The organism is Variovorax ureilyticus (assembly GCF_037889935.1).
Lineage (GTDB): Bacteria > Pseudomonadota > Gammaproteobacteria > Burkholderiales > Burkholderiaceae_C > Variovorax > Variovorax ureilyticus.
This window is the reverse complement of the sequence record NZ_JBBKZU010000012.1, coordinates 72,744-88,547: the sequence shown is the minus strand read 5'-3', so window position 1 is coordinate 88,547 and position 15,804 is coordinate 72,744. Positions and strand designations below refer to the sequence as shown.

The 15,804-nt window shown below is 60.1% G+C and carries 17 protein-coding genes; 12 read left to right on the top strand and 5 right to left on the bottom strand.

Features of this window, described 5'->3' with window-relative positions; genetic code table 11:
* Positions 1 to 116 precede the first annotated feature (116 nt).
* From WKW77_RS24565 to WKW77_RS24555, 3 genes are all read left to right on the top strand, one after another.
* The gene (locus WKW77_RS24565; RefSeq protein ID WP_340359513.1) at positions 117 to 602 is read left to right on the top strand and encodes an AMP-binding enzyme; all 486 of its coding nucleotides are present in this window, start codon (positions 117 to 119) and stop codon (positions 600 to 602) included.
* Positions 584 to 766, top strand: a complete 183-nt coding sequence (locus WKW77_RS24560) for an aminotransferase class IV (protein ID WP_340359512.1) — start codon at positions 584 to 586, stop codon at positions 764 to 766. Before WKW77_RS24565 ends, WKW77_RS24560 begins: the two co-directional genes overlap by 19 nt.
* A gap of 331 nt (positions 767 to 1,097) precedes the next feature.
* The gene (locus WKW77_RS24555) at positions 1,098 to 1,514 is read left to right on the top strand and encodes a hypothetical protein (RefSeq protein ID WP_340359511.1); all 417 of its coding nucleotides are present in this window, start codon (positions 1,098 to 1,100) and stop codon (positions 1,512 to 1,514) included.
* 564 nt (positions 1,515 to 2,078) lie between these two features.
* Here the strand turns inward: WKW77_RS24555 and WKW77_RS24550 are convergent.
* Entirely contained in the window at positions 2,079 to 2,369 is a 291-nt protein-coding gene (locus tag WKW77_RS24550) for a hypothetical protein (RefSeq protein WP_340359510.1), read from the bottom strand.
* Positions 2,370 to 2,772: 403 nt separating this feature from the next.
* Between WKW77_RS24550 and WKW77_RS24545 the strand changes: the two genes are divergently transcribed.
* Positions 2,773 to 3,273 carry an H-NS family nucleoid-associated regulatory protein gene (locus tag WKW77_RS24545; protein ID WP_340359509.1) on the top strand — a complete coding sequence of 167 codons (501 nt, stop codon included), beginning with the start codon at positions 2,773 to 2,775 and terminating at the stop codon, positions 3,271 to 3,273.
* Positions 3,274 to 3,560: 287 nt separating this feature from the next.
* Here WKW77_RS24545 and WKW77_RS24540 read toward each other — a convergent pair whose 3' ends face one another.
* Both WKW77_RS24540 and WKW77_RS24535 read right to left on the bottom strand, forming a co-directional pair.
* Positions 3,561 to 5,384, bottom strand: a complete 1,824-nt coding sequence (locus tag WKW77_RS24540; RefSeq protein ID WP_340359508.1) for a TniQ family protein — start codon at positions 5,382 to 5,384, stop codon at positions 3,561 to 3,563.
* Positions 5,385 to 5,607: 223 nt separating this feature from the next.
* Positions 5,608 to 5,889: a helix-turn-helix domain-containing protein gene (locus WKW77_RS24535; protein WP_340359507.1), complete on the bottom strand. Its 282-nt coding sequence runs from the start codon at positions 5,887 to 5,889 to the stop codon at positions 5,608 to 5,610.
* A gap of 303 nt (positions 5,890 to 6,192) precedes the next feature.
* Between WKW77_RS24535 and WKW77_RS24530 the strand changes: the two genes are divergently transcribed.
* The 7 genes from WKW77_RS24530 (at position 6,193) to WKW77_RS24500 (ending at position 11,257) form a co-directional block, all read left to right on the top strand.
* Entirely contained in the window at positions 6,193 to 6,702 is a 510-nt protein-coding gene (locus WKW77_RS24530) for a hypothetical protein (RefSeq protein WP_340359506.1), read from the top strand.
* The gene (locus tag WKW77_RS24525; protein ID WP_340359505.1) at positions 6,699 to 7,967 is read left to right on the top strand and encodes an AAA family ATPase; all 1,269 of its coding nucleotides are present in this window, start codon (positions 6,699 to 6,701) and stop codon (positions 7,965 to 7,967) included. Before WKW77_RS24530 ends, WKW77_RS24525 begins: the two co-directional genes overlap by 4 nt.
* Positions 7,968 to 8,068: 101 nt before the next feature.
* Entirely contained in the window at positions 8,069 to 8,587 is a 519-nt protein-coding gene (locus WKW77_RS24520; protein WP_340359504.1) for a hypothetical protein, read from the top strand.
* Positions 8,588 to 8,665: 78 nt separating this feature from the next.
* On the top strand, positions 8,666 to 9,076 hold the full coding sequence (locus WKW77_RS24515) for a hypothetical protein (protein WP_340359503.1): 411 nt from the start codon (positions 8,666 to 8,668) through the stop codon (positions 9,074 to 9,076).
* A gap of 7 nt (positions 9,077 to 9,083) precedes the next feature.
* Positions 9,084 to 9,914 (top strand): metallophosphoesterase, encoded by an 831-nt coding sequence (locus WKW77_RS24510; protein WP_340359502.1) that lies wholly within the window; start codon positions 9,084 to 9,086, stop codon positions 9,912 to 9,914.
* Between the two features lie 3 nt (positions 9,915 to 9,917).
* The gene (locus tag WKW77_RS24505; protein WP_340359501.1) at positions 9,918 to 10,748 is read left to right on the top strand and encodes a metallophosphoesterase; all 831 of its coding nucleotides are present in this window, start codon (positions 9,918 to 9,920) and stop codon (positions 10,746 to 10,748) included.
* Between the two features lie 47 nt (positions 10,749 to 10,795).
* Entirely contained in the window at positions 10,796 to 11,257 is a 462-nt protein-coding gene (locus WKW77_RS24500; protein WP_340359500.1) for a hypothetical protein, read from the top strand.
* Between the two features lie 685 nt (positions 11,258 to 11,942).
* Here the strand turns inward: WKW77_RS24500 and WKW77_RS24495 are convergent.
* Together WKW77_RS24495 and WKW77_RS24490 are read right to left on the bottom strand one after the other, a co-directional pair.
* Positions 11,943 to 12,362, bottom strand: a complete 420-nt coding sequence (locus tag WKW77_RS24495) for a helix-turn-helix domain-containing protein (protein WP_340359499.1) — start codon at positions 12,360 to 12,362, stop codon at positions 11,943 to 11,945.
* 130 nt (positions 12,363 to 12,492) lie between these two features.
* The gene (locus tag WKW77_RS24490) at positions 12,493 to 13,851 is read right to left on the bottom strand and encodes a hypothetical protein (RefSeq protein WP_340359498.1); all 1,359 of its coding nucleotides are present in this window, start codon (positions 13,849 to 13,851) and stop codon (positions 12,493 to 12,495) included.
* Between the two features lie 293 nt (positions 13,852 to 14,144).
* Here WKW77_RS24490 and WKW77_RS24485 point away from each other — a divergent pair, with 293 nt between their 5' ends.
* Positions 14,145 to 15,605 (top strand): SMEK domain-containing protein, encoded by a 1,461-nt coding sequence (locus WKW77_RS24485; protein WP_340359497.1) that lies wholly within the window; start codon positions 14,145 to 14,147, stop codon positions 15,603 to 15,605.
* The last annotated feature ends 199 nt before the right edge of the window (positions 15,606 to 15,804 follow it).

Below are 15,804 nucleotides of genomic sequence, written 5' to 3'. Positions count from 1 at the left end.
GACGGCCGTGGGGCGGCCGTTTGCGAGTGTGCAGCTGCGCATCGATCCGGTGGGTGGGGCACGCGAAGATTCGGCATCCCGATGCGTCCCCGGGATTGATCTATGTGCGAAGCCCCATGGTGTTCACAGACTATGTGACACCCTCACTGGTTCGCGGTGCGACGACCTTGCGCGACGGCGAGTGGCTGTCCGTGGGCGACATGGGCCACCTCGATGCCGACGGTCTGCTCCACCTGCTGGGCCGGCAGCAGCGCATGTTCGTCGTACAAGGAAAAAACCTTTTCCCCGAGGAAGTGGAGCAGGTCCTGGCCGACTATCCATCCGTTGCGGCAGCTTCGGTCCAGGCTGTGCCCGATGGAGTTCGCGGCATGCATGCGGTGGCGGTACTGGAGTTGGTTCAGCCCATCGATCGCGCGACCCTCGCAGACTGGTGCAGGGCTCGCCTGGAGCCCTACAAGGCGCCACGCCGGGTCTATGTTTGTGCCGACTGGCCACGCACGACGGGCGGTAAGACCGACCATGCCGCCTTGGCGCGATGCCTGGCCGCAAATCCGGAGGGACCTGTGCACTGGCAAGCATTGCCTTGGCGGCTTTCGAGCTGATCCTTCCGGGCATCGGCCGGGCACAGACGTTGGCGGCAGGAAGGATCGCCGAGAAGATCATTCGGGTCGAAGAACTGGCGCTCGCGGAGGGCATTGCCTTTCTGAACAGCCTGCGCGGCTGGATCGACGTGCAGCTGGATGTCGGGTGTCCAAATCGGAACTGAAGTTGCCAAAAAGTGGCATTGAAAAAGTAAAGGTAGCTGCGCACGATTCGGTCATTCGACTGGAACAACCGAAATCCGCAACCGGCCTGCGATGAGCGAGCGGCTTTAGTTCAGAAGGATTGAGATATATGAATACTAAAGAAATCGAATGTCTTGAAGCAGTGGACCTCTTTCTCGGACTGGTCGCATTTCGAGGTTCGGCACGGTGACCGGCGCAGATCGAGGCCATCGCACGGGCCTGACCGACAAGTGCGAACGGGAAATAGAGACGGAGCCACATAGCTTGGATAGCCGAGCATCCCAAGCAGACGCCAGGACGTTCCTGGGCGCCGTGGCCAACTTCTTTCGCAGGAACGCCGGCGTGGGGGCTCCCGAGCCGATGGCCGCCGCAGTCCCGGCACACCGGATATCCGATGTGGCCCACTGCGCACAGCTGGCGGCGAAGGCGCCCCTCTACAAGCACTGGAACGCGATCAAGGCCGATGGCATCACTGCGTCGCAGTTCATTGCTTTCCTGCAGCCTCTCGCCGACCTGGACGGCATCACAGTCTCGTACAGCTACAGCGACGAGGATGGCGTGGAGCACGTCTACAACCGCAGGCGCGGTGAACTCGGGAGTGCAGATCCACTTTCCCGAGCGATTCAGGAAAAGAAGCTATCCAAAGAGAAGGCGCTGACCTTCGCGTTGAATGAGGAGGGCCGGGTGTGGATCGAAAGCAACTTCATCGATCTCAATGACCTGAAGTAGAAGCTTGAGGCCCCCGAGGCCCTCAACAAGACCGCGTAGTTGTGTCGTGCTGGTCCGATTGGTCCGCTCAAAGAACTGCATTGACACAGAAAAAAGCCCGAGCTGGACTGAGATAGGCGTATCGTATCTTGGGATTGCGCGAACGCAGCATCCTGATCTTCGCTGACGGGCAAGAAGACCTGCCAGCTTGCATCCCATCCTGGGCGCTAACGATGAAATCCTGCGGTCGCTGATACGGGAGGGATACTTGGAGGTCCTGCCTGCACGGGGCGCGGCGGCGAAATTGGGCGCATCGGTAACTCAGGCGAGCAGTAGTATGGGCCGCTCGCTCGCCGGGACTCGCATGTTCATGTTCGACCTGTGCGAACGCACCTTCGCCCTGGGAGCACCCGACGCAGCCGATCGATTTCGAGGGCTTTGCGGGAAGCGCGAGACGGCGACTCGATGCTGGCGTTCGCCGAACTGGCCATCCTGGAGGCGACTGTTGGACAAAGAGGGTCGCGAACTGCCCCGGACATTGGTTGCCGCCCCGTTGGTGATCAGCGAGCTTCATCCCAGCATCAGTCATGTGGTGGAGAAAGCGCCAACTGATGGGGCGCTCGAGATCACCCTGGTCCAAGCATCGCCAACGTACGCAGCGAGCGTCGTCGCCGAATTCGCCGGCGACGCACCGGTGATATTGCGACGGCTGCACGAATTTTTCCGCAAGTCGGCAATCGGGTCGTGCGATTCGTGGCGAAGGCTCCCCTGCACCCAGCCGACGGTGATTTGGAAGGGCAGCCCCTCGTCCTCTCGCTCGATTTCGAGCGGAGAGAGGTGCTTGCGAAGGTCATTGCGCTCGAATTCACTCTCCAAGATCTCCTGAACCAAACGTCGGTTGTCCAGTACCTGAATGACGTGAGTGGGCCGCTCTACGTGGAAGCGTTCAGCCGTGATTTGGTGTCGAGATATGCGGAAATCTTCTGCAGGCGGGAAACGGGGCAAGAGTGGTGCTGCCCAAGCTGCCGCGCTCGGTGATCGGACTAGCGACGATCACCCCGCGAGCTGGGGTCCACATGGCGGGACGAAGTCGCCGGGCTCCGCTTGGCAATAGAGTGAATGTGTGCAGTGAACAGCGGGCCGAGCAGTGGGACTCTCGATCTTCGAGGATGCCGCTGCCACAGCGTACACTTCGACGCGTCTGGAAACTGCCAAAAAGTCAGAGCGGTCTATTTAGGGCTAAGCTGCGGGCCTTGATTCACTCAATGAGGCGTTTATCGTGACTCGAACCTACGATCAAATCCAGAAGAAAATTGCGGCACTACAGAGGGAGGCTGAGTCGCTTCGCAATAAGGAAGTCGATGGTGTCGTGGCCCGGATCAAAGTTGCGATCGAACACTACGGTCTGACCGCTGAGCAACTCGGATTTGGCACACAGGCCGGCAGTGCGAGGAGGGGGAAGGCTCAAAATGCTATCGCGGCTTCGAGTCCGGCGGCGAGGTATACAGATGGGAATGGCAAGACGTGGAGCGGTAGAGGTCCGCGCCCGGGATGGCTGAAGGAGGCCCTTGCCAATGGAAAGTCCCTCGAAGATCTCTCGATTGCAGCCAATCCTGCCAAGGCGAAGTCGTCGTCTCCGAAGTCTTCGCCAAAGAAGCGAAAGGCCAAGCAAAGCTATAAGGATGACGCCGGTCACTTCTGGTCCGGCTTTGGGCCGCAGCCGGGCTGGCTTAAGGAGGCAATTGCTTCGGGACGCAGCCTCGAAGAGTTCGTTGCCTGAGTGAAGTTCGTGGCGGAGGGATGCAAGGACCGCCAACTTCACCTGATCCGCGCATCCCGATGCTGCTGCCAATTCGCCGCTCCCGGCCTTCGATCTGCGTTGCTCGCGAGCAGGAGTTTGTGAGGCAAATGCGCCGAAGCATTTCCATCGTGCAACGGGCTACCCCGTGTCGGCGAAATCGTGCGCCCGGAAGCCTACCTGGTCGCTTCCCAAGCGCAGCATGCCGCATCCTTGAAGAGCTTGCCGTCCCAACGGCGTGGCAGCGGTAGTTAGATGCCGCGGAGGTCTTAGGCCAGCGACTCACCGCGAGCACGAGCATACTCCTCAATGCGCCTCTTTCCCTCTGCTCGCAGAACGGCCTCCATTGCAGGCATGATCCTCTCTACCATCGCTTTGTATTTGGATCTTCTCCTCAGACAACCGCGTGTAGCCTTGGAAGCGGGTGACTGTCGCCAATCTCCAGAGGTGGCGTCTGCCCACATCCACGCAGCTGCATAGCGGCTTCGGCCGTGTGGACGCCCTCGCGATACCCCTGCTTGCTGGCAAAGAGTCCTCCACCTGGCTGGCGAAAAGTCGCGTGCGCGGCAAAGGGCTTCTCGGCGCGCCTTGTAGTCAATCCGATCTGGAGAGCGACTCAACGAGGTGGCCCACATGCACAGTTCTAGTGCGAATTCCGGATACATGCCATTTCTGCGCAGACGTACGGTGATGTCGCTCGCCAAGTAGCGGGTGGAAGATGGTAGGTCCAAAGCGTGTATCACTCGCGACCATGGAAGGCCCAGCAACTTGACGGCCACCATCGAGCAGAAGAGCCGCGCGCGCTCCTCCGGCACGCCATCAAAGAAGCAACGAAAACGCGCAAATTCCTGTTCAGGAAAGAGCTGAGGAATGTGCTTGGCTTCGTATCTCAAGGCGCCTGGCTGGCCTGCTTTGGCCGAACGCGCTGCGATCATGTGATTGAAATCCGTCCACAGATAGAGTCGATCCTCAATCTGCACTCGGACGCGGTCTGGAAGCGGGAAATAGTTGGCGACAATCCACCTGCGCTTGTGCGCCGCCAGCCGATCCGCAGCCGCACGAATTTCCTCCGCGACCAGTTCGGACGTTCTTGCTTTGACGATTTCCAGGGCCTTCGGCACGACGGCTGCCATCAAGAAGGAGTCTGTGGGTGCCCCATTGATGTAGGTAGGCAAACGCGGTCGGCAATGTGCTGGCAGAGCCTGTCGGCGTTCGAGGATTTCTTTGCGCTGCTGGATGTGCGCAGCGACTGCTTCGTCCACGGGCGCTTCCAGATGTCCGAAATCTTCGACTTCCAAAGTAAACAAGAGAAGAGCACATGTAGCCCTCATCTCATCAAAGAACTCGCGCGTGGTCGGAGCCGGTTCAGGAGATACACCGTTCTGAAGAATCCGATCAATGAAGCATTGTGCGGCCAACGTCGAGGGCGACGCTTTCGGCGCTTCAAGTTCAATGAAGGAGCACGCACAGATCCGCGATGCTCGTGCTTTCCCTTTGGTCTGAGGGAATCGCGCGTTGTTGCAGAGAATTGGCTCCGGCACGCAGTCCAGCGATATTGGACACAAGCCTGTCGTTTGCCCGTGCCGAGGGCGACCTTGGCAGATCGGACATCTATGGAGCAGCAGGATGCCATGGCGCACACATGCAAACGACCAAGGAAGCTTCCAATGACTGAGCCAGATTCCTCTGGACTCTCGAAGGCAGATCGGGCACAGGTGTGAACCCTTGAAGTATCCCCACTCACTGCACGCGTGCCTGCTCAGCGCGGCGCCTAGGCTAGGTGAGGGCTCTCGAAAATCCTTGAGTACCGATCCTGCATATCGGCTGAAGAGGAGATCGGCGACCTGCGCATCTGGTAGGCCGGTCACGAAGGAAAAGCGCCTGAGTGCGTCCTCGGCCAGTACGACACCGTATCCAGTCAGCGGATCGAGGCACCCAGACGAAATCCCCAATCGAACGAGCATCTGGGGCAGCGTGACCCCGTAGAGGTTTGCGAGTCGATCGATGAAGCTAGGAAGCGTCTCGCCACGAACGTACGCAAGGCGCAGGACCAGTTGACGGTCGGACGGCAATGGAATACTGATGGGCATCATCGTCCCCTTCGCTCTCAACGCGGCGCTCTTGGTACCTCGTTGTATGGCACAAAGTATGTGCGCACAGGTGCGAGGTTTCAAGACCACGCGTGAGATCAATATCGCTCGACGGCGACTTGATCATCTGCGGAAGGGAAGACCCGATGTGAAGACAGCGAACCGTCACCACCGTTACCTTTGACCGGTAGGGTGGGGCGCTTGGGTCTGGAGGATCGGACTGGAACTAACGGCCACTGTCCGACCGCTTGGCAGCTCGCAGCTCTTTGCGGTATCGCTTGTCTACTGCGTGGATCAAGTCGCCGGGTTCCACTTGTAGTCCCTTGGCAAGCCGGAATAGGCTTGTCAATGACGGACTGGTCTTGGCCACTTCAAGCTTGGCGAGGAAAGAGCGGTTTACATGACCCTCGTAGGCCAGCGCGTCTTGGCTGATTTTGATGGCTGCTCTCCGGGCCTTGAGCTCGGCGGCGAATGCCCGAAGTAGAGCAGGATCTTGATTGGACCGCATGCGACTAATCTCGCCGCACAGGGTTTTCTATGCACCCTGTTCTATAACCCAAAATCACATCGAGCCGAACATTCTTACGATTCGTGTTGCCCTTAGACATCACGTGGGTGACTGACAGATCGAACGCAACGACCCTTCCGCAGTTCTCGGTCCGCGACCACGCCGGGAAAATGGGATTTCCCCTCTGGAGCAGCGTTTTTTATGGTACCGTTGAAGGGTAGATGCTCCGTCCCGATTCCGGCTGGAAAGGGAGCTTGGGCGACCTTCGCCGGCTGGAGCGGTGCTCTCGGTGGAGGTGCAATCGTGAGCGGTGCCCTCTCGTTGAAAGCGCGCTTCCCATATATGTTTGCAGGCCAGCATGCGGGCCTGACTTTCTATCGTGGGTGGACTCCTGTCCTGGCTCGTGTGAGCGTGCGGATTGACGCGATCCTTCCTGCAGGCAAGCTCGGGTTCCGTTGGGTGCAGATCCGCGCGGATCAGGGTTGCGGATTCTTTGTCTACACTCTCGCAAGACGTCAGGCGCTTGTGTTGAATCTCCAAGGGAACACCAGGCGGGCCCTCGCGTTCGAAGCGGAGGACCTCGTCGCTCCGCCCGTGGCCGCAGAACTGGACCTATTGGTGCTGGACGCGGAGCGGGTCACCAGTACTGCGTGCATGGTGTGCGGCCACCGAGCCGAACTCGGATTCCATTTCGGTTGCGCGGTCACTTTTTGCGAGCGGCATACGCCGGCCTCCCTCAATCTGCGTGGTGAAGAGGGCCTGGAAGGCTTCTGGCGGGAATCGATCGAGTGGGAGGAGGTCGCTTCGACATGAGTGGCAGCCGATCAAGCGCAGGCGATGAGGCGCCGGAAGGTTATTCATGGCACAGAGTCGAGCCACTGCCCGGAACCTATCGCTATATAGAACTTCTGTTGCCGTCAGAGGTGAAGGAGGCGCGCCTTGTGGCTGAAGTGTTGGAATCGGAGCGGCTGGCAGCTTCGAGTGTGCGCGTTCGGACCGAAGAACCGAAGGCTGCACCTTCGCCTACCTCGGCGGCCCAGACGCCGAGTCCTCAGAACGCTGAAAAGTTCATCAAGATATTTGAGAAAGGCGTGGCGAGACGCAACCGTGCTCGTCGCCATCAGGTTCTTGAAGCCCGCGAGATTTTGCGTGTGTTGGACCGGATCGGGACCGTGAGGAATAAGGATGACCGCAAACGCGAATTCGAGCTCATGGATCGAGTCACAGCCCTTGGAGCCCTAAGGGGGATCGCGAATCCCGCGTTTCGACCAGCCAGATGGGAGCGCTCCGTGTCGCATCTACGGGCGTCTCATCCGCACTTCCGCGCCGTCACCGATTTTGTCTGCGAGCATGTGGTGCTGTCGGCCTCCAGCAAGGAGCCGCTCTATGTGCCCCCGATCCATATCTGGGGACCGCCCGGAATCGGCAAGTCTCATTACGCCAACGACCTTGCGCTGGCGCTGGAAGCACCGCTGCGCCGGCAATCTATGGAGAATGCGCAGACGACGTCCCTGCTCCTCGGAACAGAGCGGCATTGGAGCAACGCGGCACCTGGAGCAGTGTTTGAGCAGATCGTGCTGGGCCAGTACGCGAACCCTGTCTTCCTCATCGATGAGATCGACAAGGCGCCGATACATGCCTCGTACGACCCTCTCGCTCCTTTGCACTCGCTTCTGGAGCCGCTCACGGCTTCGACGGTCCGGGACGCTGGGCTGGACATCACCTTTGACGCAAGGCTGGTCATCTATATCGCTGCGTCGAACAATCCTCACAAGGTTCCAGAGTCCTTGCGATCGCGATTCACCGAGTTCGAGATACTCCGTCCGCGAGGTGAACATGCTCTTCAGATTGCGCAGGTTGTGATGCGCAACACAGTGGAGAGGCTCTCGGTTCCCAACTTTGCCGTGCCCGAGCCACGGTTGGCATTCAAGCTCGCGCATCTGGATCCGCGGGCCATCCGCAAGGCTGTTCAGTCCGCCGTCGCCCGGGCGGTCTTGAATGAACGTAGGCACCTCAGGATTTCTGATTTCTCTGCGGAAGAGCTTGATGAGGAGGGGAGCCCTCCGGTTCTTCACTGATCTGCCGGGCTTTGCCGCGCCCAGGGACGCGGCGGCGGGCCGGCGGCCCGCGATGGGGATTGGGATGGCGTCTCTACTTTTTGGGTCAGGAGCTAAGGGAGATGGAAGGCTACACACCAGGCGCTCTGCAGGCGCGCTTCCCTTACATGTTCCCACTGGAAGGGGAGGAGCGTCGCCGTGCCTACACGTTCTATCGAGGCTGGATGCAGCCCTTGGCGCTAGCCTGTGAAGACATCGACAAGCTGCTCGGCATGGACAAGCGCGCTTTCTACTGGACGCGCTTGCGTGAGAAGGTCGGCGCGCCAAGCCTTGGGTATCGTATGGAAGGCCAAGCGCGTGTCGCCACCAACATCCATCGGCCGACCGACGTTGTTCGGCACGCCGGTGAGTCGGCGGAGCGCCACGCCCCGGTGGCGCTGGCGATCAATGAGAGGATCCTGCAGCTCGAAGTTGAGCTGAGGTCTCGTTGCATCGTCTGCGGCGCCCTGTCCGAGATTTGCAACGACCGAGGGCCGTGGGCGTCGCTTTGCCCAGCGCATCGCGCTGAAGACGACGGGCCTGACGCTTCTATGGGGTCGGTTTGGGAATCCGCGCGAACGCACGAAGAAGGCCGCAAGTGATCCTCTGCTTCTCAACTTCGACGCCGTGCGGCGACCGCAATGGAATTGGCATCCCCCGGCGCTCGTCGGACCTCTGAGATGACCAAAGAAATCTATGGGACCGCTGCCGAGACGAAGGCTCTGCTGCGTGACGGGCAGACGTATCGTCTCGAGCGCTTACGGGCGGAAGACATGATCACGGTCGATGAGGCCGCCTCGCTCATGAGGGTGAATGCTTCGGTGATCGAGGGCTGGATTCGGAACTGCAGGTGCATCGGGCTTGCTGGCCCACACGGCGCGATGGTGGTACCGCAATGGCAGTTCGAATCGTCCCTCTGGTCTTCGATTCGCCGCATTGGGCAATCGCTGGGCACGCAAGACCCTTGGCAGATCCTGGGCTTCCTGGAAACTTCGGCTCCGGCGCTGGACGGACTCACGCCGCGGGCGGCGCTTGAGCAGGGCGTCCCCATCGGTCGGGTCTTGAACGTGGCCGTCGCAGATACCCATTGAGCACATCATGAAGCTGCTTGTCCTGTCCGACATCCACGCGGAATTCGAGGCCTTTGAGGTACCGAAGGGACTGGACTACGACGTGGCGATCCTGGCGGGGGATATCGTCGCTCCCGGACGCGTGGCGGCACCCTGGATGCGAGGCTCCGCGGGTTTTGGCAACAAACCCATTGTGCAGATCGCCGGAAATCATGAGTACTACGAGTCGGTGCTCGAACGTGAAGAAGCCGAGATGCGCCGTCAGGCGAAAGAGCAGGGCGTGTACTTCCTCAACTGCGATGAGCTCACCCTGGAGGGTGTTCGATTCCTGGGCTGCACGTTGTGGACCGACTTTCGCCTGCGAATCGACGATCCTGGGTTCGCAGGGCAGCCGGTCCGGTTGCTGTCGGACCGATACCGCTCGATGACGGAATGTTCGCGGTATCTGGCCGACTACTCGGCCATCCGTGTCGAAGATCCGACCACTTCAAATTCGCGCGGGTCGCGGCGCCTGGTGCCGATAGACACCCTGCAGATACATCGGCGGCACCGCTCGTGGCTGCGCAGGAAGTTGGCCGAACCGTTCAAAGGGTCGACAGTGGTTGTGACCCACCATGCGCCGCATCGGAAGTCGCTTGCGCCTCGCTATGCCGAAGATTGGTCTTCCGGCGGCTTCGTCAACGAGATGCTGCCCGAATTCTTCGAGGTGCCGGTCCTTTGGGTTCACGGACATGCCCACGACAGCTTTGACTATCAGATCGGCAACTGCCGCGTCGTGAGCAATCCGCGCGGCTACATGAACTGGCACGGGGAGTTCGAGAACGCGCGGTTCAACCCAGGCTTGGTGGTGGAGATTTGAGTCATGAAATTGCTGATCCTCTCGGACCTGCATCTCGAATTTGGCGCTTTCGAAGTACCTGACGTCGAGTTCGATGTTGCCATCCTGGCTGGCGACATCGCGGTCCCCGGGACCAAAGCAGTCAATTGGATCCGTCGCGCAGCGAACTTTGGCGAGAGCAAGCCCGTGATCTTCGTGCCAGGCAATCACGAGTTCTATGCGGACGTGCTCCCCAGTGGTCTGGCCAATATGCGGCGGGCCGCAGCCGGTACCAACGTGCATGCGCTCGACTGCGACGAGACAACGATCGGCGGTGTTCGTTTCTTAGGATGCACCTTGTGGACCGACTTCGCACTTCGGATTGATACGGCCGATGGCCTCAAGGTCGATGTCGAGCGTACAGTCAGAGAATCGGGCGACGTGATGTCCGACTACAAGACGATCCGAATCCTGCAGAATCGAGACACCAAAGGCGTGCCGAGCAAGGAGAAGCCGTTTAAGCGAGCTCTAACACCCGCAGACACGATAGCTCTTCATCATCGTCATCGTGAGTGGCTTGCTGACAAGTTGATTGAGCCGTTCGACGGCCCGACCGTCGTAGTCACGCATCACGCGCCTCATCGCGGGTCATTGGCGGCGTGCTACGCGTCCGATTGGGTGTCGGGCGCCTTCGTGAGCGAGCTGCCAGAGCACCTGTTCGAAGTACCCGTGCTCTGGGTACATGGTCATGTGCATAGCAGTTTCGACTACCGGGTGGGCAATTGCCGTGTGCTCTCGAACCCGCGCGGCTACATGAATTGGCATGGAGAGTCCGAGAACCACGATTTCAATCCAGGCTTGGTGGTTGAAATCTGATCCCGCCGGTTCGCGTTGAGGGGCGAATATCATTGAAGGAGTTCGGCATGAGCGAAGACCAGAAGTCGAGCGACGGTCAGCACCAGGAAGATGTGTGGTTGCACATGGCGCATCTGAAGATGCTTGCCAAGGTTCTGAAGAATGTTGCCTTGGTTCTTCACTGCACCGCCCTCGATCGCCTGTGCCGAACCGCTGGCTTCACCGATTACCCGGACGCGCTACACCATCCCCGGGCCCTGGGTATCACGTTCGATGATTGGTGCGAGAGGCTTGCACAGGAGTTCGGAATGCCTCTCGATGAAATCCTTTCGGACGAGGAATCGGGTGAGTGGTTCGCCCGGCTTTTCGTCCAGCGTGGGCGGACCGCCGCGCTTGAGCGGGGGCACTCAACGGAGTATCCGCAACGGCGCCCCGAGGCGTTGGAGGAAGATCTGGAGGACCAATCGATTTCAAATCTGGCCAACCATGAGAGGACGGTTGTGGACTCGATCCGACGGCGGGAGAGGTGAGGAGCAGACGGTCGGGTTGGCATAGTTCGGGCCAGAAACCGTGATTCCCCGAGGAGGGGCAACTACCTCACGGCGGATCTAGAGGCTACGGCGCAGCGAGTTGCCTCAGTAGTCGTGCCAGCGCGCCCGAAGATCCGCGCTACAGTCGCAACCTCGGTCCAGCCCCACGCGGATCCAGCGCAGCTTCTCTCTTGCGAACGTCATGACGCCCTGGAACCCTGCTTGAGTCGCAACAACTGCGCTGAGGTTCGCGTTGCACCGAAACCACGCAACCAAGAGCACCCCCGCAGCCGCCGAAACGAAGCCGACCGACTTACCGGCGTCGTCGCGCCAATGCGGTCGAGGTCCAGCGGCCAACTTTCAAAGCAGACGCCCCTCGTCCATTCGACGAACGGAGGCCGCCTGCTGCAGAATGTGATTGTCATGATGACTGAACCCGCCCAACTGTCAGACGAGGATCTGCTCGACAGAGCTCACCAACTACGGCTCCTGGCGTTGCGCGGGCATGCCGAGGCGCGCGGTCCCGCCCACGAGCATGAGCGCGAAGTTCGGCGTCGCTTTGGAAGCGGCACGACCATCGGGGCTCCTCTAGAGCATCCGGTGAGCCGGCGACCATTCTGGAGGTTCTGGTAGGCGAGGGCGGCTCGATCGCGCGATTCGGCGGTCGAGCAAACGGTGGAGTGGGTTAGCCACCGATTTTCTGGAGTGCTGCGTTTCTGCTCAGGGAGCGGGCTTCCGCGAGTCGAAGCAGTTGCTCCGCGTTCGGCCGCGACTTACCTTGCTCCCAGAGGTAGATAGTGGCGCCGCTCATGCCCACGAGCTTGCCGTAAGCGGCAGCAGACAACCCCAGCTTGGCTCGATGCGCCGCCAGTCTCGCTGCACTGAACCGACGCGGAGTGGCGCTTCCCGGGCGTTCCACTGTCCGAGAAGATGCCTGGGCCGCCTGCTTGAGCTTCTTGTCCAGTTCAGAGACCTGCCGCCGCAACTGGGCGATCGCGCTGCGGTACTGCACGCTCGCCTTCCTCAGGCTGTCGATTTCCGCGCGGACCTCCTTACGAGCGATGCGTGAGATTTCCGACTTAAGTACTGATGCGATGTTCGTCATGGAAAGACATTCTGCACCCAGGCGAGGATGCCTACGGAGCCGCCTTGGGAGGCCGACTTAGACTGGCAGCGGTCGTTCGCATTGGCAAGGCCATTGGCAGCTGCCGTCGGAACCGACGTTCGAACCCACCTCAGGGCTTCGGCGCCCGCACGTCCTGCTTCCACGCCGGCAGGTCGTTATTCAACGGCTTGGAGCCTTCAAAGATCATCATCGCCGTGACCTCGCCGTGGCCAGCTCCAAACTTGTCTACTGTCTCGTCAACAAGCCACGAGTGCGCCTCCGAGATGCGCGGCACCAGATAGTGGACATAGAGTGCCGCGACCAGTGACTCTGACTTGAACTCCAGGATGGCGCGCTTGTTGCGCTCGCGCCGCAGGTCTGATGACTCGCAGCCCACCTCGGCATCCATCGCCAGATGGATGATGCCAATGCCTGCAGATCGAACTTGCCTCTCGGCTTCGACCAACCTGTTTTTGACATGCCGGGCCTTTTTCTCGATGGACTCCACTGCGGTGCACTGCCAAGTTACGACCGAGGCGTATCGCACTTCGTCCATAAATCGCGGGTCGCGGTCATCAGGTTCGCCGCCGGCCGCAAGGTGGTAGCCACTTTCTCGGACCTGCCTGCCGCTCAACAGGCGCGCCATCTTCGTGCCAAAGTACAGCGAGCTGCTGCGTGTGTCCGCACGAACGGCCGGAAGATTGGCGGGCTTGATCTCTCCCTCACCGAACTCGTCACGCCAGGGGTAGGCGCCGGGGAGCACCAATGGGCTGGCAAGAAAGCGGGATAGCCGCTCCGCGAGATAGCCTTCGGGCACATCCTTCAGCTCTCTTGTGTAGGTCACGTCAATATGCAGAGAGAGACGGCGTGCGTCAATGATGGCGGCGACCTGCCTGAATATCAGGCGATGCCTCGCTCGTTCCTCCAGTTCGTACTGGCCTTGTCGTAGCCGCTTGAGCTCAATCGCTACAGGCTCGGCCACACCGGGCACGAACAAATGCAGGTCAGGTGTCTTGGCTTGGCCCGGCGCCTCCGGGACGAACTTGACCTCCAGCCCGTCGGCAGCATAGTTCCCGCCCATGACGAGTTCCAGCATTGGGCCGTCAGGCGCTGTGCTCGCGTCGGCCAGCATCCGCCGTGCACGCTCTGCTGCTCCGTCGACCCTCGCGAGCTCGTTGACGTTGACTCCAAGCTGCTTGATCCACGGGATACAGCGCGAGGCGAAGGCGATGTCATACGTCCGTCTGCTGTCGAGTAGCGATTTAGCCTGTGCAAGAAACGAAGCCACCAGATCCGGGCCGAGATCTGGCAAATCTGGATCAAGCCCTAGGTTCTGCGGCGCCGCCGTGAAATCCCGGTAATGCGCCTGCGCTCCCTCAATGCGGCGCCAGAACGCAGGGGCATCCCCGCTCACACTGGCAAGCCAGTGCAATGCCACTTCTACATCCCGGTCCTGTTCAATACCAGCAGGCAGCGGCCTCAGCGCCATTTCCCCGTCCCTTCCACCCTTTCATCTGTCGGTGTCGCCGTAGCTGCAGTTTCCATGGCGTAATGGCACTGGTGATCCCCCGCCCGGCAGAGGATCTTCTTTGCCCGCCTGCTCGCTGGTCCATGGCGACTGCGGTCGGATGAATGCGGTATTCCCCTACTTGATGTCGGTCGAACAATGTGCTGCATCCGCGATGCGTCGAAGATCACCGAGGGGCGCATCGCCGGCAGGCAAGGGTCCATAGTTCCAACGTCACTGACAATACCCACATACGAACTCTAGGGTTGGCACGATTGAAGCACCTGGATCTGCTCAACGAGTTTCGAATAGCGATGTCGCAGCTGGCTGCGCAAGTCGAGGCCGCGTCCGCCATGCAGATGTACGACATCCATAAGGTCTCCGAAAACCTCATTCTCGGGGTCCTGAGGGAACTGTACGAGTGGCGGCAACTCCGGAATCTGAACTCGACTGAGCGCGCGAACTTTCCCGGGATTGACCTCGCCGACGATGTGGCCGGCGTCGCCGTCCAGGTCACCGCAACGCCCACGCTCGACAAGATCAAATCTACGATCGAGACCTTCCTGGCGCACGGACTCGACAAGAAGTACCGACGTGTCGTCGTGTACGTCCTGGGCCGCAAGCAGGCAAGCTACTCCCAAGACGCTATCGATCGTGCCGCGAACGGCCGGTTCAAGCTCGACACCGCCACGGACATCTTAGACTACCGTGATGTTTGCGGAATCGCCTCACACGTGGACCCAAAACAGTTGGTCGCGGCACTGGAGGTGGTTCGGACCTACCTGAGGGGTGGGGTGGCGCGGGGGCTTGGCGAAGAGGACTTCAACCCCTTGACCTCGCCTCCCGAGCGCGTGAACCTGAACCTCGTAGAGGTGTACTTCCCCTCGACGTTGTACATCGCTGAACTAAGCGATGACCTCGAAGCCTTTAAGTCGAAAAAGGTGCGCAACGAGAGGAAGACGTTCGGGGAAGCCGTCAGGAGTCTGAACCTGCGCGTACCGTCGGACTACGAGGTGTCGGGACGCCAGCTGATCACGTTTCATCAGCTCGACGACAAGCAAGGTCCGTTCGCACAGCTGATCGAGCTGGGCACCGTGACGCCACTGCAGGCGCGCGAGTTCTACGGCGCAAACGAGGATCGTGAGCGCGTCTTCAAGTCACTGCTTCGATTCACGATGCAGCAGAAGCTCTACAAGCACGGTGTGCGATGGATGCACGAGGACAGCCTGTTCATCTTCGTGCCGTGGGCCAATGGCGACCTGCTCCGCGAAGAGAATTGGGTTGGACAGCGAGCGTCAAAGCGCGCGGTCTACGAGCGCAAGCTGAACAAGAAGGACCCGAATAAGACCTTCCTGTGCAAGCACCTGGCCTTTGCAGCGGACTTCATTTTCAGCGCTGGCAGGTGGTACGTCGCCCTGACGCCAGATTGGTACTTCAGCTTCGGAGACAACTTCAGACGATCAGCCTTCGCGGATGCCAACCTGAGCTGGCTCAAGCGTAAGGAGGTCAACAGCACCGTTGCTGGCCATTTTCGGTTCCTCACCGCTTGGCTGTCGGCCTTGGATCAGGACGATCTCTTCGAGTCCATCAAGTCGCCTGCGGCGACCCTGTCGCTCGGCGAAACGGTCTCATTCTCGAACCATCCAGCACTGCTAGATGATACGTGGCTTCCTTTGCGGGACGAATCGGACGACAGCGAGGAGGCCCAAATCTTTGGCCTGTTCGACAAACTATGAATCTTGAGCACATCGAAGAGCCTCGACTTCGCTTTCAGAGCGGCGAGCATATTTGTCCCCGTCGCGGCATCACTGCGTATGGAGCCTTCGACCGTTCCATGGGGACGAGGCGGACTGATGTGATTCTGGGGAGCGTTGGCAGCGCAACCTGCAATGAGGCCCTGGATCGCTGGGTGACAAGATGTGCGTCCGAAATTCC

Excerpts from the sequence above, each read along its gene's own strand:
- WKW77_RS24495 (WP_340359499.1), bottom strand. The coding sequence starts at position 12,362 with ATGACGAACATCGCATCAGTACTTAAGTCGGAAATCTCACGCATCGCT.
- WKW77_RS24505 (WP_340359501.1), top strand. The coding sequence starts at position 9,918 with ATGAAATTGCTGATCCTCTCGGACCTGCATCTCGAATTTGGCGCTTTC.
- WKW77_RS24510 (WP_340359502.1), top strand. The coding sequence starts at position 9,084 with ATGAAGCTGCTTGTCCTGTCCGACATCCACGCGGAATTCGAGGCCTTT.
- WKW77_RS24520 (WP_340359504.1), top strand. The coding sequence starts at position 8,069 with ATGGAAGGCTACACACCAGGCGCTCTGCAGGCGCGCTTCCCTTACATG.
- WKW77_RS24500 (WP_340359500.1), top strand. The coding sequence starts at position 10,796 with ATGAGCGAAGACCAGAAGTCGAGCGACGGTCAGCACCAGGAAGATGTG.
- WKW77_RS24525 (WP_340359505.1), top strand. The coding sequence starts at position 6,699 with ATGAGTGGCAGCCGATCAAGCGCAGGCGATGAGGCGCCGGAAGGTTAT.
- WKW77_RS24565 (WP_340359513.1), top strand. The coding sequence starts at position 117 with ATGGTGTTCACAGACTATGTGACACCCTCACTGGTTCGCGGTGCGACG.
- WKW77_RS24540 (WP_340359508.1), bottom strand. The coding sequence starts at position 5,384 with ATGATGCCCATCAGTATTCCATTGCCGTCCGACCGTCAACTGGTCCTG.
- WKW77_RS24515 (WP_340359503.1), top strand. The coding sequence starts at position 8,666 with ATGACCAAAGAAATCTATGGGACCGCTGCCGAGACGAAGGCTCTGCTG.
- WKW77_RS24490 (WP_340359498.1), bottom strand. The coding sequence starts at position 13,851 with ATGGCGCTGAGGCCGCTGCCTGCTGGTATTGAACAGGACCGGGATGTA.
- WKW77_RS24535 (WP_340359507.1), bottom strand. The coding sequence starts at position 5,889 with ATGCGGTCCAATCAAGATCCTGCTCTACTTCGGGCATTCGCCGCCGAG.